At 40.2% G+C, this 15416-nt stretch carries 17 protein-coding genes and 1 rRNA gene; 17 read left to right on the plus strand and 1 reads right to left on the minus strand.

The genetic code is table 11. The features are described 5' to 3' along the window. From rrf to rsmI, 11 genes are all read left to right on the plus strand, one after another. Positions 1–107, plus strand: a 5S ribosomal RNA gene (gene rrf, locus LCL91_RS20665); the annotation flags it as partial. 342 nt (positions 108–449) lie between these two features. Beyond that, on the plus strand, positions 450–644 hold the full coding sequence (locus LCL91_RS20670; protein ID WP_165999059.1) for a sigma factor G inhibitor Gin: 195 nt from the start codon (positions 450–452) through the stop codon (positions 642–644). A gap of 155 nt (positions 645–799) precedes the next feature. Next, positions 800–2239, plus strand: a complete 1440-nt coding sequence (locus LCL91_RS20675; protein WP_224885212.1) for an aminotransferase class I/II-fold pyridoxal phosphate-dependent enzyme — start codon at positions 800–802, stop codon at positions 2237–2239. Positions 2240–2243: 4 nt separating this feature from the next. Further along, positions 2244–2885 (plus strand): dTMP kinase, encoded by a 642-nt coding sequence (gene tmk, locus LCL91_RS20680; RefSeq protein WP_224885214.1) that lies wholly within the window; start codon positions 2244–2246, stop codon positions 2883–2885. Between the two features lie 35 nt (positions 2886–2920). Continuing rightward, positions 2921–3250 (plus strand): cyclic-di-AMP receptor, encoded by a 330-nt coding sequence (locus tag LCL91_RS20685; protein ID WP_098445895.1) that lies wholly within the window; start codon positions 2921–2923, stop codon positions 3248–3250. Positions 3251–3272: 22 nt separating this feature from the next. Next, positions 3273–4259 carry a DNA polymerase III subunit delta' gene (gene holB / locus LCL91_RS20690; protein ID WP_224885216.1) on the plus strand — a complete coding sequence of 329 codons (987 nt, stop codon included), beginning with the start codon at positions 3273–3275 and terminating at the stop codon, positions 4257–4259. A 4-nt stretch (positions 4260–4263) separates the two neighbouring features. After that, a complete protein-coding gene (locus LCL91_RS20695) occupies positions 4264–5091 on the plus strand; it encodes a PSP1 domain-containing protein (protein WP_098445897.1) in 828 nt (275 codons plus the stop codon). Positions 5092–5107: 16 nt separating this feature from the next. Then, positions 5108–5452, plus strand: coding sequence for a DNA replication initiation control protein YabA (gene yabA, locus LCL91_RS20700; protein ID WP_224885218.1), 345 nt, complete (start codon positions 5108–5110; stop codon positions 5450–5452). Between the two features lie 82 nt (positions 5453–5534). After that, positions 5535–6272: a tRNA1(Val) (adenine(37)-N6)-methyltransferase gene (locus LCL91_RS20705; protein WP_224885220.1), complete on the plus strand. Its 738-nt coding sequence runs from the start codon at positions 5535–5537 to the stop codon at positions 6270–6272. After that, a complete protein-coding gene (locus LCL91_RS20710; protein ID WP_224885221.1) occupies positions 6259–6516 on the plus strand; it encodes a GIY-YIG nuclease family protein in 258 nt (85 codons plus the stop codon). Before LCL91_RS20705 ends, LCL91_RS20710 begins: the two co-directional genes overlap by 14 nt. 4 nt (positions 6517–6520) lie before the next feature. Beyond that, entirely contained in the window at positions 6521–7387 is an 867-nt protein-coding gene (rsmI, locus tag LCL91_RS20715) for a 16S rRNA (cytidine(1402)-2'-O)-methyltransferase (RefSeq protein ID WP_224885223.1), read from the plus strand. A gap of 51 nt (positions 7388–7438) precedes the next feature. On the opposite strand, the gene LCL91_RS20720 is transcribed toward rsmI, so the two are convergent. Beyond that, a complete protein-coding gene (locus LCL91_RS20720) occupies positions 7439–7717 on the minus strand; it encodes an AbrB/MazE/SpoVT family DNA-binding domain-containing protein (protein WP_098445902.1) in 279 nt (92 codons plus the stop codon). A 513-nt stretch (positions 7718–8230) separates the two neighbouring features. Between LCL91_RS20720 and metG the strand changes: the two genes are divergently transcribed. The 6 genes from metG (at position 8231) to yabG (ending at position 15312) form a co-directional block, all read left to right on the plus strand. Then, on the plus strand, positions 8231–10171 hold the full coding sequence (gene metG, locus LCL91_RS20725; protein WP_224885225.1) for a methionine--tRNA ligase: 1941 nt from the start codon (positions 8231–8233) through the stop codon (positions 10169–10171). A 279-nt stretch (positions 10172–10450) separates the two neighbouring features. Next, the gene (locus tag LCL91_RS20730) at positions 10451–11221 is read left to right on the plus strand and encodes a TatD family hydrolase (RefSeq protein WP_224885227.1); all 771 of its coding nucleotides are present in this window, start codon (positions 10451–10453) and stop codon (positions 11219–11221) included. Positions 11222–11383: 162 nt separating this feature from the next. Beyond that, positions 11384–12688, plus strand: coding sequence for a G5 and 3D domain-containing protein (locus LCL91_RS20735; protein WP_224885229.1), 1305 nt, complete (start codon positions 11384–11386; stop codon positions 12686–12688). Between the two features lie 145 nt (positions 12689–12833). Further along, positions 12834–13391 (plus strand): ribonuclease M5, encoded by a 558-nt coding sequence (gene rnmV / locus LCL91_RS20740; protein ID WP_224885231.1) that lies wholly within the window; start codon positions 12834–12836, stop codon positions 13389–13391. After that, positions 13388–14263 (plus strand): 16S rRNA (adenine(1518)-N(6)/adenine(1519)-N(6))-dimethyltransferase RsmA, encoded by an 876-nt coding sequence (gene rsmA, locus LCL91_RS20745; protein WP_224885233.1) that lies wholly within the window; start codon positions 13388–13390, stop codon positions 14261–14263. The genes rnmV and rsmA overlap by 4 nt, the downstream gene beginning before the upstream one ends. Positions 14264–14433: 170 nt before the next feature. Then, a complete protein-coding gene (yabG, locus tag LCL91_RS20750) occupies positions 14434–15312 on the plus strand; it encodes a sporulation peptidase YabG (RefSeq protein WP_098445907.1) in 879 nt (292 codons plus the stop codon). Positions 15313–15416 lie beyond the last annotated feature (104 nt).

Genomic DNA, 15416 nt, shown 5'->3' on the forward strand with positions numbered 1-15416 from the left:
ATGGCGAAGAGGTCACACCCGTTCCCATGCCGAACACGGAAGTTAAGCTCTTCAGCGCCGATGGTAGTTGGGGGATCTCCCCCTGCAAGAGTAGGACGTCGCTGGGCAATGATGAAAAGGCGAGAGACCAAAAACGGTTTCTCGCTTTTTTTGTATGGTTTTATGGATGAGTTTTCACTAGCTCCAAGCTCTCATTCGTATCGTTCGCGGAATTAATCTCAAATTCGCGGAAATATCTAAAATATCGCGGAATATACTTGCTACCTTCACATACCTCCTTGAGCGATAAGGATAATATACCTTTGAAATTTTCTTTCTTTTGGTAAATCACAGACACGGGATAAGTTACAGGCACATATCCTTAGAAAGAAGCGAAAAAACAGCTTAAATTAAATAATCGGTATAGATCAGCTATAATTGGGCAATGCTTTTACCATGGAGGTGGGAAGATGGAGAAGACAATCAGGGAGAGCAGCGAGTGCTGTCTTGTTTGTGAAGAGCACAGTTTCAAAGGCATCCATATTTGTGATCGTTTTATCTGTCATGACTGTGAGCGAAAGGTCATTCAAACAGATACCAGTCATGAAAACTATCAATTTTACCTTGAAAAACTACGCAAACTACGACTAAGTCGATTAGCATAAGCAGATAGCTGTTCCATAAGCTATCTGTTTTTTTACTTGATCTAAAGAAGGGACAATCATAAGGATTTGCTTATCCCTTTACTTCTCCGATAGTCGAGATAATGATAGAATACTAGTATAAGGAAATGACTCTTCAATAGATTGAAGTTGATTAAATGAACAAAAGGAATCAAGCTCCATTATATGAAGCTCTACTATCGTGGAAAGATCAAAATCCTCTTTCCTTTCATGTCCCTGGGCATAAGAATGGGACGAGTTTTTCTACATATATGCGTGCGGATGATTTATATAAAGATTTATTGAAAATAGATGCAACCGAACTTTCTGGACTAGATGATCTTCATCATGCAGAAGGTCCAATTAAAAAAGCAGAGCAGCTTACTGCTCATCTCTATGGAAGTGTTGAAAGTCGCTTTTTGGTGGGTGGTTCTACAGCTGGGAACCTGGCGATGATCATGGCATTATGTTCTGAAGGAGATCGTGTTCTTGTTCAAAAGAACTGTCACAAATCTGTATTGAATGGACTGCGCTTAGCTAAAGCTAGACCTATTTTTCTCAGCCCATCTATTGATGAAACAAGTCAGGTACCGACTGGAGTAACACTCGATCTCATACGTCGTGCATTGAATCAATATAAAGATATCAAAGTGATTGTACTCACCAATCCAAATTATTATGGAATGACTGTTAACTTAGAGTCAATTATCTCTTGTGCTCACCAGAATGGAATTCCGGTTCTAGTTGATGAGGCGCACGGTGCACATTTTGTGAAAAGTGAGTTTTTCCCTGAGAGTGCTTTAAAGCAAGGAGCAGATGTGGTTGTTCAATCTGCCCACAAAACCCTACCTGCTATGACGATGGGTTCTTACTTACACGTAGGGAATGAAATGTATAGAGATGCAATTAATGACTATTTACAACTCTTTCAATCAAGCAGTCCTTCCTATCCAATTATGGCTTCGCTCGATTTAGCGAGACACTATCTTTTTTCGCTGACAGATGATCAGCTTAGCCTTATCCTAGAAGAGGTTCTTCAATTTAAGAAACAACTAAGTGAGGTTCCTGGTATAAGCGTCATAGGGGAGGTAGGTCAAGCGTATTACCAGCTTGATCCTCTCAAAATTACGGTGCAGTTATCTGGCATGTCGGGATATGAGTTAGCAATGAAACTTGAGAATGAGAATGTATTTGTTGAGCTTAGTGATCCTTTAAATGTTTTACTTGTATGCCCAATTGCTTCTAATAAGGAGGTTTTTGAGCGGGGATTACAGGCATTTAAAAATATTGCTTCACTCAGGGATGAAGCTAATTTTAACGTGTCGTTCACTAAGATGGCTGACGAAGATATTACTTTTCCTGCTTATTCCTTTGCGAAGTTGGAGACGATGATAAAAGAGAAGGTTAGGATAACTGAAGCGAAGGGATTGATTGCATCGAAAGCTGTCATTCCCTATCCACCGGGTGTTCCTATTGTCATACCGGGTGAACGAATCGGATTAGAGAAAATGAAACAGTTAGATATGATTTTACGTGCTGGTGGGCACATACAAGGATTAGATGGAGATCTGATTGAGATTGCAAGAGAAGAGGAGTAGGGCAGTGAAAGGATTATTTATAACTTTTGAAGGACCAGATGGTGCAGGTAAATCCACACAGGTTCAGAAACTAGTTGATTATTTAAAAGAAGAGGGAATTCCTTTTATTCATACACGAGAGCCTGGGGGTACAGCAATCAGTGATCAGATTCGTTCGTTGATTTTGAACCCAGAACATAAAGAGATGGTGGATGAAACAGAGGTTCTTCTTTATGCTTCATCGCGTGCACAGCACGTAAGAGAGAAGATTATCCCGGCATTAAATGAAGGGTACCTTGTCATTTGTGATCGCTTTGTTGATGCATCGATTGCTTATCAGGCAGTTGGGCTTGGATTAGATGTGGAAAGTGTGAAAGTCATTAACGAATTTGCTACTGGTGGACTTACACCTAATCGGAGCTATATGATTGATCTGCCAGTTTCCGTTGGTAAAGAAAGAATGATTGCTAGAAATCAACTAGACCGCATTGAACAAAAAGGAACAGCTTATCATGAAAAAGTAAGAGAAGCCTTTTTGGAACTATATAAAGATAACAAAGACCGGATTCATTTGATTAATGGTGAGCAAAGTGTGGATGAGATTTTTTCATCTATAATAAAGGATTTTAAAACACTTTGGGATAATTATTCTATTAATAGCAAATAAAAGGGTGGGAATTTGCCGCCCAGGGAGGGATATAAATGAAGTTAGTCATGGCTGTCGTACAGGATAAAGATAGCAATCGCTTATCCAATGCCCTGGTCGACCATAATTTTCAGGCGACAAAGCTTGCGACCACCGGTGGATTTTTGCGTGCAGGGAATACAACATTCCTTATTGGTACAGAAGACCATCGTGTGCAAAAGCTTCTTGATATCATTAAAGACAATTGCCAAAGCAGAGAGCAAATGGTGGCACCGGTATCTCCAATGGGAGGAAATGCGGACTCTTATGTCCCTTATCCTGTTGAGGTGTCTGTAGGAGGAGCAACGGTGTTTGTTCTTCCAGTAGAGGCTTTCCATCATTTTTAATACGGTAGGATGAGGGATAGAAATGGTAGATTGGAATGAATTAAAAGAACGTCAGCCTACGGTTGTTAGGATGGTAACCAACAGCTTCACAAAGAATCGTCTTTCTCATGCGTACTTATTTGATGGTGGAGCAGGAACTGGTAAAAAAGATGTCGCCGTTCATATGGCAAAAACTTATTTTTGTCAGGAACGCACGGGGATTGAGCCTTGTCAACACTGCAAAGATTGCAAGCGAATTGATTCAGGGAACCACCCGGACCTCCACCTCATAGAGCCTGAAGGTCAATCAATTAAAATTGATCAAATAAGAAAGCTACAAAAGGAATTCTCCTATCTGGGAGTTGAGTCTCGAAAAAAAGTTTATATCTTGAATCATTCAGATCGAATGACAACGCAGGCTGCAAATAGTTTACTTAAATTCCTAGAAGAGCCGGGGCAAATGACGATGGCGATTTTATTAACTGAACAAAAGCAGCACATTCTTTCGACGATTTATTCGAGGTGCCAGGTCATTACCTTTCAGCCACTTTCAACAAATGGAGTGGAGGAAGCTCTTATAAACGACGGAGTGCCCTCATACCTTGCTAAATCGGCTGCTCAGCTAACGAATGATCAGCGTGCAGCAAAGGAGCTTGCACTTGATGAGTGGTTTGCACAGGCAAGAGCGATAGTGATACAATTGACTGAAGAGTTGAAGGAAAGACCTCATCAGGTTTTCCTAACGATCCATGACAAATGGCTAGCACATTTTAAGGATAAAACGCAGCAGGATATGGGCCTTAACCTTATGCTTTTTTGGTATAAGGATTTATTGAAAATACAACTGCAGGATAATCGGATTGTCTATGCAGATCAGAAGGATAAGCTCGAACGTTATGCCCTTCAATTCGGAAGAAAGAAGATAAGTCAGCATATGATGGCGATACTCGATGCCAAAAGACGTCTGAGTGCAAACACAAACCCACAGTTTGTGATGGAACAGTTAGTGCTCAGGTTACGGGAGGGATAAGTTTGTGTATGAAGTAGTTGGCGTTCGCTTTAAAAAAGCGGGGAAGATCTATTACTTTGATCCGAGTAGCCTCCAGGTGTCCGACAAAGAATTTGTTATCGTGGAGACTGCCAGAGGGGTTGAATTTGGGAAAGTTGTATTAGCTAACAAGCAAGTTGATGAAGAAGATATCGTTCTTCCTCTTAAGAAAGTAATTCGTATAGCCGATGAGAAAGATCGTCTTGCGGTCGAAGATAATAAACATGCAGCTGAAGAAGCATTTGATGTATGCGTTTCTAAAATTGAAGAGTACAAGCTTGATATGAAGCTTGTTGATGTGGAATATACATTTGATCGAAATAAAATTATTTTTTATTTCACAGCAGATGGAAGAGTCGATTTTCGCGAACTTGTGAAAGGGCTCGCATCCATTTTTCGAACAAGAATTGAACTTCGTCAGATTGGGGTACGGGATGAAGCGAAGATGCTTGGTGGTATTGGACCGTGTGGCAGAATGCTTTGTTGCTCAACGTGGCTTGGCGATTTTGAACCTGTTTCAATAAAGATGGCGAAAGATCAAAATTTATCCTTAAATCCTGCTAAAATATCAGGACTTTGCGGCAGATTAATGTGTTGCTTGAAGTATGAGAACGATGCTTATGAGTCTGGTAAAAAAGAGCTTCCAGACGTTGGGAAGACGATTCATACCGGACAGGGCAAAGGAAAAGTTGTTGGGTTGAATATATTGGAACGTCTTGTTCAGGTTGAATTGTTCGAACTTAACCGCGTGACAGAATATACGCTTGATGAATTAATACAAGACGGCGCAGTATCTACGCAAGCCACAGATTGATTGAGGTGGAACGGAAGTGGAGAAAAAAGAAGTTTTTTCACGTGTAAGCTCAATGGAAGAACAGATTGGTGACTTATACAAACAATTAGGCGAACTTAAAGAACATCTTGCAGGACTGCTGGAAGAAAATCACCATCTCGAAATTGAGAATCACCACTTGCGAGAGCGGTTAGAACAAACTTCAGAGCCGAAGAGTCATTCATCTAGCAAGAAGAAGCGTGGTAAGCCAGAAGTTGGAGAAGGCTATGATAATCTTGCCAGGTTGTACCAGGAAGGTTTTCATATATGTAATCTCCACTATGGTAGTATTCGGACAGAAGGAGATTGCCTTTTCTGCCTGTCATTCTTAAATAAAAAGTAGTGATCTGGTCTTTCCGTATCTGGAAAGACCTTTTTTACACTTTCGAGAGACAAACATTTCATATAGATAGGAGAACAGCATCATGCAATTAAACGGTGATGAACGAATTGATTACATCGTTGAAAACGAACTGAGCATTATTCAAAGTCCAACAGTTTTTTCTTTTTCCTTAGATGCCATCTTACTAGCTAGGTTTGCTTGGGTTCCAATCAAGCGTGGAAAGATAATTGATCTTTGTACAGGAAACGGTATTATCCCGCTGTTATTATCGCGGAAAAGTGAAGTTACGATTGAAGGGGTGGAAATTCAAGATCGCCTCTTTGATATGGGGCAGAGGAGTATTGAATTAAATAAACTAGATGCTCAATTAACCCTCCATCATGCGGATATTCGTGAATTACCTTCAACCATTAAACGGGAATCATATGATGCGGTTACGTGTAATCCACCATATTTTAAAAGTACGCGAAACGAGCAGCATAATTTAAACGAGCATTTTACCATCGCTCGACATGAAGTGATGTGTACCCTTGAAGATGTCATTCAGTCCTGTAGCCAATTAGTTAAGCAGGGCGGTAAGGTATCCCTAGTGCATCGTCCTGAAAGGTTACTGGACATTATGACATTCATGCGAAAGTATCGAATCGAACCAAAAAGGATGCAGCTCATCTATCCGAAAGCTGGTAAAGAAGCCAATACGCTTTTAATAGAAGGAATAAAAGACGGGAAACCTGATTTAAAAGTGTTGCCCCCATTCATTGTTTATCAAAATGATAATCAATACACCGATGAAATGAGCAGCGTATATGAAGAGCTCTAATCATTTCGTGTATATATTGGAGTGTGGAGATGGAAGCTACTATACTGGTTATACGACGGATATATCCCAGCGGTTAGCACAACATGAATGTGGAAAAGGGGCTAAGTATACAAGGGGCAGAGGGCCACTGACTCTCGTCTATCAAGACGAATTCGAGACGAAGCGTGAAGCGATGCAGGTAGAATATCAAATTAAACAATTATCACGTGAAAAAAAAGAAAAGATTATTAAAGAAGAGAGGTAAAATCATGTGGAGTCAACAGAGCTACAAAGAGACTGAGACAGGTAAGCTTTATCTCGTCCCCACCCCAATAGGCAATTTAAACGATATGACCTTTCGTGCCATTCAGACCTTAAAAGACGCTGATCTTATTGCAGCAGAAGATACGAGACAATCCAAAAAATTGACGAATCACTTCGAAATTGAAACAAAGTTAATTAGTTATCATGAACATAACAAAGAGTCGAGTGGTTTTAAGTTATTGGAGCGATTAAGAGAAGGTCAAACCATTGCTCTTATTAGTGATGCGGGGATGCCTGCCATTTCCGACCCAGGATATGAAATTGTTTCATCTTGCCTCGCTGAAAATATTCCTGTTATCCCGTTACCAGGAGCAAATGCTGCCATCACTGCACTTGTTGCATCAGGCTTACCAACCCAGCATTTCTATTATTATGGTTTCCTCTCACGACAGAAGAAAGAGCGGAAGAAAGAACTATCCCAATTAAGAAGTATTCCCTCACCAATTATGTTCTATGAAGCTCCTCATCGCTTAAAGGAAATGATGAAAGCCATTCTCGAAGTACTTGGTAACAGAGAGATTGTTATAGCAAGAGAATTAACGAAGCGATATGAAGAGTTTATACGCGGAACAGTCGAAGAAGTCCTTGTCTGGTGTGAGCAGTCAGAGATTCGAGGCGAATTCTGTGTTGTTGTTGATGGGGGTACCGAAGAAGTGAGTAGTGAAGAACAGTGGTGGACAAACTTTTCATTACAAGAACACGTGGAGCACTATGTTAATGAAGGAATGAAAAGTAAGGATGCTATTAAACAAGTAGCGTTAGAAAGAGAACTTCCCAAAAGAGATGTGTATCAAGCGTATCATGTCGAATAAAGATGTCGAAAAAAAGCTCCTGCCGCAGGCAGGAGCTTTTCGATACGTTCATTATTTTGCAAGAGCTTTTTGGATTTCTTCCAACACTTGCTCTGCGCCTTCTTTGCTAAGGATAAGCTTCCCGTTACCGATTGCTAAATTGTCATCGGATACTTCACCAGTTACCTGACAAGTCATGTTAGGCTTATACTTTTTAAGAATGATGCGCTCGTCGTCGACGTAGATTTCAAGAGCGTCCTTTTCTGCGATGCCAAGAGTACGGCGAAGTTCGATTGGAATAACAACACGGCCAAGCTCGTCAACTTTACGTACAATACCAGTAGATTTCATGTTTTATACTCCCCTATTCCCAATTTTTTATTAATTACGTCAGGATTCGACAAATTTCTCTATTTATGTTCTATATAATACCAGTGTTTCCCATTAGCGTCAATCCTTTTGAATGGGTAAATATTTCCTACAAAAGGTCCGTTAAGGGATTGATAGTACTATGAAATTGCCAAAACCTGACTTGCCTATATTAATAATTCGACAATTTTCTTGTAAATCCTTCGACATGAATTGTAAATTTGTGTAGGTAAAAAGGATTTAAGCTCCGCTTCCTTGCAATTATTCCTTAAATTAGTTATATTTTGATGAAGAAGTGACGTACATAGCGAAACGCAAATGCGGGCTGTAGTTAAAAGATGCTAACGTTCTCGTCCAAGGTGGGACGGGAGCTTTTTATCTAGTAGCCCCACCTCAAAACGTGAGTTCATTTGGACGTTAAGGTGGGGAATTCTTTGTTTCTAAAGAACGATCGAGACGTTCCACTTATAACTGTTTAATCAAGGAGGAAGCAACATGGGTGACAAGACGTTTTATATTACGACACCGATCTATTATCCTAGCGGTAAGCTACACATTGGCCATGCCTATACAACAGTAGCTGGCGATGCAATGGCTCGTTACAAGCGACTAAGAGGCTTTGAAGTTCAATACTTAACTGGAACCGATGAGCATGGACAAAAAATCCAAAAGAAAGCTCAGGAACAAGGTGTTACGCCTCAAGCATATGTTGATGACATCGTTGCGGGCATTAAAGACCTTTGGGATAAATTAGACATTAGTTACGACGATTTTATCCGTACAACAGAGAAGCGACACGAAGAGATTGTCGAAACCATTTTCCAAAAGATGTATGAAAAAGGGGATATCTATCTTGACCAGTACGAAGGATGGTATTGCACTCAATGCGAGTCTTTCTTTACTGAACGTCAGTTAGTTGATGGCAAGTGTCCCGACTGTGGACGAGAAGTAGAAAAAGTGAAGGAAGAATCTTATTTCTTTAAAATGGGTAAATACGCGGACCGTCTCCTGAAATTTTACGAAGATAATCCTGAGTTTATCCAGCCGGAATCTAGAAAGAATGAAATGATCAACAACTTCATCAAGCCTGGTCTTGAAGATCTTGCCGTATCGCGAACTTCTTTCGACTGGGGCGTAAAAGTTCCTGGCGATCCAAAACACGTCATTTACGTTTGGATTGATGCGTTGTCCAATTACATCACCTCCCTGGGTTATGGAACTGAAAATGATGAGCTTTATAATAAGTTTTGGCCAGCTGATGTCCATCTAGTTGGTAAGGAAATTGTTCGTTTCCATACGATTTACTGGCCGATTATGTTAATGTCTCTTGATCTTCCTCTTCCTAAGAAAGTTTTTGCTCATGGATGGTTGTTAATGAAAGATGGAAAAATGTCGAAATCAAAAGGTAACGTCGTAGATCCGGTAACATTAATCGATCGTTATGGTTTGGATGCGTTGCGTTACTATCTATTACGCGAAGTACCATTTGGTTCAGATGGCGTCTTTACACCAGAGAGCTTTGTTGAACGAATTAATCATGATTTAGCTAACGATCTTGGTAACTTGTTAAATCGAACAGTAGCCATGATTGCGAAATATTTTGACGGTGAGGTACCTGTTTATCAAGGGTCTGTTACTGCTTTTGATGATATTCTCGTTGAGATGGTTGATTCCACCATTTCAAAAGTAGAAAATTCTCTTGAGAATATGGAGTTTTCAGTAGCGCTAGCATCCATTTGGCAGCTCATTAGTCGTACGAACAAGTACATTGATGAAACGGAACCTTGGATTCTTGCAAAAGACGAGGCTAATAAGGAGAAACTTGGCGCCGTAATGGTTCATCTTGCTGAATCGTTAAGACAAGTCGGTATTCTTTTACAGCCTTTCCTAACGCAAACGCCTAAAAAGATTTGGGCGCAGCTGGGAATAGCAGAAGGTGAGAAAACAAGCTGGGATTCATTAGGATTCAAAAAAGGCTACGGTGGTACGACTGTTCAAAAGGATGCACCACTTTTCCCACGTCTTGATCGTGAAGAAGAGGTTGCCTATATCGTCGAACAGATGGGTGGCAATGTGGTGAAAGAAGCACCCGCTGTAGAAAAACCAGATCTAGATGAAATTACAATCGATGACTTTACAAAGGTTGATTTAAGAGTAGCTCAAGTGTTGGAAGTTGAGGCGGTTAAAAAAGCAAATAAGCTTTTGAAATTGAAGTTAGATCTCGGTTATGAAACTAGGCAGGTGGTTTCAGGAATTGCAAAACATTATAAAGCAGAGGATCTCATCGGCAAGAAGGTCGTTTGTGTATCCAATCTTAAGCCAGTAACCCTAAGAGGAGAATTATCTGAAGGCATGATTCTAGCAGGTGAACACGATGGTGAACTAAAATTGTCGACCATTGCTGAAAGTTTGCCGAATGGAACTCAAATTAAATAATCACTCAAGACTCGGTCTTACTCAGACCGGGTCTTTTTTACTTTTCATTTCACAATTTATCCCTGTAAATAAATAGAGGGTTTATGAGTGGATTACCTTCGTTTGCGCACTATAAAAGCAAAGCGAACCATAATAGAAAGGCTTAATATACAGAATATTCTAACTTATTTTCTGTTCGTTGTAAACAAATTGTAATTAAAATGAAACTGTTTAGACTTAGAAAAAAACTAGGACATTTGGTACACTAGCATCGTACTAGAGTGGAGAAGGAGTTTTGACATGCTATTCGACACACATACACATTTGAATGTTGAACAATTTTCCGAAGATCAACAAGAAGTGATTGAGCGGGCTCAAGCAGCAGGAGTCAGTAAGATGGTTGTAGTTGGTTTCGATCGCGAAACAATTACACAGGCTATGACGCTTGTAGAAAAGCATGATTTTCTTTACGCAGCAGTGGGATGGCACCCTGTTGATGCAATTGACATGAAAGAGGAAGACCTCGAGTGGATTGAAGAACTTGCCGGTCATCCAAAAGTCGTTGCCATTGGCGAGATGGGCCTTGATTACCATTGGGACAAGTCACCTCATGACATACAAAAAGACGTTTTTCGTAAGCAAATTGCGCTTGCGAAAAGAGTGAATTTACCGATCATCATACATAATCGTGAAGCGACGAGAGATGTCATTGATGTATTGAAGGAAGAAAATGCAGCAGAGGTAGGCGGCATTATGCACTGTTTCGCTGGAACTGTAGAAGAGGCGAATGAGTGCCTAGAGATGAATTTCTACATTTCTCTTGGTGGTCCAGTGACATTTAAAAACGCTAAACTACCTAAGGAAGTTGCAAAAGAAATACCAGTTGATCGTTTGCTTATTGAAACCGATTGTCCATTTTTAGCGCCGCACCCTAACCGCGGTAAACGAAATGAGCCTGCTTATGTCAAGCTTGTAGCAGAGCAAATTGCGGAATTAAAGGAAATGGACTATGAAGAGTTAGCAAGAAGAACATCTGAAAATGCGATGAACCTATTTGGGATGAATCGCTAATCAAAACCGTTGTCGTTAAAAAAGAGAGATCATCTTATGGTTTTTGCAGAAACTTCCCCATCTAGAGTGAAGATAAAACCTTTTCTATTAATCTCGTAATGAGGGGATAAGTCAGAAGCTTTTCTTTATGAAACACAGTCGGTTCAGGGGGGATCTATGACAATGAAATCGAACATGGAAAACTTTTTTGCTCGTCTTAAGGGCGGAAAGAACGTATTCATGATTTGCTTAAGTGTAATTGTACTGGGTTTAGTCTCCGGCTTTATCGTGTTTGAAACTACAAAAGCTTCGGTCACGCTTGTCCTTGATGGGGAAGAGAAGTTAGTAGATACACATGCAGATACAGTTGCGGAGTTATTGAAAGATGAAAACTTGAGTCCTGATGCTCATGATTATTTAAGTCACGATTTATCAGCACAGCTTGATGCTGGTGACGTGATTGAATGGAAGCCTGCTTTTCAAGTAACGCTGTCAGTCAATGGAAAGAATCAACAGGTGTGGTCAACTCAAGAGACCGTTAAAGGCTTTCTAGAAGATCAGAACATTAAGCTAAGAGAACATGATGAAATGTCTGTTTCCCTCGATGATGAATTGAAGGAAGATATGACAATTGCCGTTGATGAGGCGTTTAAAGTGGCTGTAAATGACGGTGGTAAACAGAGTGATGTTTGGACAACTTCGACTACGGTCGCTGGCTTTTTAGAACAGCAGAACATTCAACTTGGAGAACTTGATCGCGTAGAACCAGGAAAAAGCGAGAATGTAAAAGCGAACTCGGAAATCAACGTGATTCGAGTAGAAAAGGTCACCGATGTAGTGGAAGAACCAATCGACTATGCAACCATTAAGAAAAATGATAGCTCGATGCAAAAAGGAACTGAAAAAGTAGTAGAAAATGGACAAGAAGGCAAGCAAGAGAAACATTATGAAGTTGTTTTAGAAAATGGCAAAGAGGTTTCACGTGAACTTAAGAAAACCGATGTTGTGAAGGAAAGCAGTGACAAAATCGTTGCTGTTGGAACTCAGGTGATTATGCAAACCGCTGTTAAAACAAGTAGTGAGCCTTCAACACCTACTAAATCAACGAAGTCATCTAGCAAGCCTGAGCCTGCTAGTGATGTGAAGAAGCCTGAACCAAAAGCTAAAAGTGAACCAAAACCCAAGAGTGAACCTGCTGGTAAAGTTCTTAACGTATCTACAACAGCCTACACAGCAAACTGTACAGGGTGTTCGGGAATTACATCGACTGGGTTTAACTTAAAATCCAATCCTAATGCGAAAGTGATTGCAGTTGATCCGAGTGTTATTCCACTTGGTTCAAAAGTATTTGTTGAAGGATATGGAACGGCGATTGCTGCTGATACAGGGGGAGCAATCAAAGGGAACAAAATTGACGTCTTTTTCTCATCCAAGTCACAGGCCTATGCATGGGGAAATAAGACCGTCCAAATTACGATTCTCGATTAGTGATCGATCTATGATATGCTATTAACACAGAGTGAGGCAAATCTCTCTCTGTGTTTTTTGTATGATAAAGAAAAGTTTAATGAGGAAAACTAAAAGAATTAACGCGTTATAAATAGAATCGGTTACGTATTATGGAGGCAACAGAGTGAAAGTAAAAGAAGTTATTATCGTAGAGGGTAAGAACGATACGCTGGCTGTCAAGCGTGCGTTAGATGCTGATACGCTTGAAACAAATGGTTCAGAGATTAGTGAAGAAACGCTCATACGAATTGAATTAGCCTGGAAGAGAAGAGGCGTTATTGTTTTTACAGACCCTGATTATCCTGGGACACGTATTCGACAGATCATAAGCGAGCGACTTCCTTCATGCAAGCATGCTTTTCTTAACAAAAAGCGAGCGATCTCTTCAAATGGAAAAAAAGTTGGGATCGAGCACGCTTCCATTCAGGATATTCAAGAGGCCATCCTTTCAGTAAGAGAAGAGTTTGAGACACCAGAGATTTTAATTGAATGGGAAGATTTAATTGCAGCAGGTCTTGTGGTTGGTGATCGTGCGAAGGAGAGAAGAAAAGCTCTTGGTGAGCGGTTGCAGATGGGCTATATGAATGGCAAGCAGTTATTTAAACGACTTCAAATGTTTCAAATATCAAAAGAAGAGTTTGGTCAGGCACTCGAAGAAGTGTTACAGGAGGAAGAGAAATGAATAAAGAAATATCAACCCCCGTTAGAACAAAAGAGATACTAGCAAAATACGGATTTACATTTAAGAAAAGTCTTGGACAAAACTTTCTAATTGACTCGAATGTCCTAACTAAAATTGTCGATCAGGCTCAATTATCACCTGAGTCAGGTGCCATCGAAATTGGTCCTGGAATTGGTGCGCTCACAGAAAAACTTGCGAAACGAGCAAAGAAAGTAGTGGCGTTCGAAATAGACCAGCGCCTTCTCCCAATTCTAGATGATACACTGTCACCGTACCCTCATGTTCATATCCGCCATAGCGATGTGTTAGAAGCAGACGTTCATCAAGTTATCGCTGAAGAATTTGAAGAAGGTCAGGATTTAATGGTGGTGGCAAACCTTCCATATTATGTGACAACCCCTATACTGATGAAGTTATTAGAAGAAAAACTGCCGGTTCGTGGTATTGTGGTAATGATCCAAAAAGAGGTGGCTGAGCGTATAGCAGCTAAACCTGGCTCAAAAGATTATGGTTCGCTTTCACTAGCTGTTCAGTATCATGCCGTAGCAAAAACGGCTTTAACTGTTCCTAAAACGGTATTCGTCCCTAAACCGAATGTTGATTCTGCTGTACTTCATTTAGAGTTGCGCGAGAAGCCTCCTGTTGATCTTTTGGATGAAGCTTATTTCTTTGAAGTTATTCGAGCAAGTTTTGGACAGCGCAGAAAGACATTATTAAATAACTTGCAAAATAACTTACTGAGCAAAGATCAGAAGCCAATGATTGAAGAAGTATTAACAGAAACAGGAATTGATGGAAGACGTCGTGGAGAAACACTTTCCATGGAAGAGTTTGCAACATTAAGCAATGCATTTTATAAGCGAAGATCTTGATTTGAAAAACACCTTTGAGGGTGTTTTTTTTATCCGCTTTTGCTTTCATATGGTAAGGGCTGGCCGACAATCTTAATCAGCTCCAGAAAAACATCTTTTTGAAAACTTCTCATATAGTAGAAAAAGGAGCTATCGTTTCGTTTAAAGGTCAAGCGGCGTGGAGGGAAGAGATGACGATGAAAGAAGGAGATATCGTTGCAAGGCGTTCATACGGCTGTGATTTAATCTTCCGTGTTACGAGATTAAACGAAGCGAACAAGTCAGCTGAGCTCGTAGGTGAAGACATGAGGCTCATCGCAGATGCCCCATATGACGATCTCGTGTTAATTGACTCAAGTGAACATAAAATGAGGCGAGAGCAGTCGAAAGAGAAAGAGGATTATTCGTTTCGCTTGTTCAGACAAGATTATCAGTTGTTACGTATGAAGCGAGAATATTCGGCTACTAGCCATTTTAAGAAAGAAACGAGTTTCTTTGAACTTCCAGGTAAAATTCTTCATATTGATGGCGATCCCCTTTATTTAAGCAAATGTTTAGAAATGTATAAGCGTTTAGGAGTTCCAGTCTATGGTTTGTATATGAAAGAAAGTGAAATTCCTGAGAATATCATTAAGTTAGTTAACAATGTAAGACCCGATATTCTCGTGATAACAGGACATGATGCGTATAGTAAACATAAAGGCGAAAAAAAGGATTTGCAGTCCTATCGCAACTCACGGTATTTTGTTCGTGCAGTAAAAGAAGTAAGAAGTATTTTTCCGAACCTCGATCATCTGGTGATTTTTGCCGGTGCGTGTCAGTCTCATTTTGAATCATTAATTCGAGCGGGTGCAAATTTTGCAAGCTCACCTTCAAGAATTAACATCCACATGTTGGATCCCGTTTTCATTGTGTCTAAAATCGCGCTCACGTCATTTACCGACCATGTGAATGTTTGGGATGCTCTAAGAAATACGTTAACCGGTGAAGACGGCCTTGGAGGCGTTGAAACGAAAGGAATACTACGAACTGGCATGCCGATGAAAGAAAATGAAGATTATTCAGAGTGAAAAAACGGATGGTAGCGATACTCATCCGTTTTCTTTTTTTACTCTATCTTTTAAATTTCTGGTAAAGAAATGGGGCAGAAAAAGACGTGCTATTTATAATGAAA

The sequence above is a fragment of the Guptibacillus hwajinpoensis genome (assembly GCF_020171785.1).
Lineage (GTDB): Bacteria > Bacillota > Bacilli > Bacillales > Guptibacillaceae > Guptibacillus > Guptibacillus sedimenti.

What these genes read in the sequence shown, in the direction of transcription:
- LCL91_RS20735 (WP_224885229.1), top strand. Translation starts at nt 11,384, where the DNA reads ATGAAATCGAACATGGAAAACTTTTTTGCTCGTCTTAAGGGCGGAAAG.
- LCL91_RS20730 (WP_224885227.1), top strand. Translation starts at nt 10,451, where the DNA reads ATGCTATTCGACACACATACACATTTGAATGTTGAACAATTTTCCGAA.
- yabG (WP_098445907.1), top strand. Translation starts at nt 14,434, where the DNA reads ATGACGATGAAAGAAGGAGATATCGTTGCAAGGCGTTCATACGGCTGT.
- LCL91_RS20675 (WP_224885212.1), top strand. Translation starts at nt 800, where the DNA reads ATGAACAAAAGGAATCAAGCTCCATTATATGAAGCTCTACTATCGTGG.
- LCL91_RS20670 (WP_165999059.1), top strand. Translation starts at nt 450, where the DNA reads ATGGAGAAGACAATCAGGGAGAGCAGCGAGTGCTGTCTTGTTTGTGAA.
- LCL91_RS20685 (WP_098445895.1), top strand. Translation starts at nt 2,921, where the DNA reads ATGAAGTTAGTCATGGCTGTCGTACAGGATAAAGATAGCAATCGCTTA.
- LCL91_RS20720 (WP_098445902.1), bottom strand. Translation starts at nt 7,717, where the DNA reads ATGAAATCTACTGGTATTGTACGTAAAGTTGACGAGCTTGGCCGTGTT.
- metG (WP_224885225.1), top strand. Translation starts at nt 8,231, where the DNA reads ATGGGTGACAAGACGTTTTATATTACGACACCGATCTATTATCCTAGC.
- rsmA (WP_224885233.1), top strand. Translation starts at nt 13,388, where the DNA reads ATGAATAAAGAAATATCAACCCCCGTTAGAACAAAAGAGATACTAGCA.
- holB (WP_224885216.1), top strand. Translation starts at nt 3,273, where the DNA reads ATGGTAGATTGGAATGAATTAAAAGAACGTCAGCCTACGGTTGTTAGG.
- rsmI (WP_224885223.1), top strand. Translation starts at nt 6,521, where the DNA reads ATGTGGAGTCAACAGAGCTACAAAGAGACTGAGACAGGTAAGCTTTAT.
- LCL91_RS20710 (WP_224885221.1), top strand. Translation starts at nt 6,259, where the DNA reads ATGAAGAGCTCTAATCATTTCGTGTATATATTGGAGTGTGGAGATGGA.
- LCL91_RS20705 (WP_224885220.1), top strand. Translation starts at nt 5,535, where the DNA reads ATGCAATTAAACGGTGATGAACGAATTGATTACATCGTTGAAAACGAA.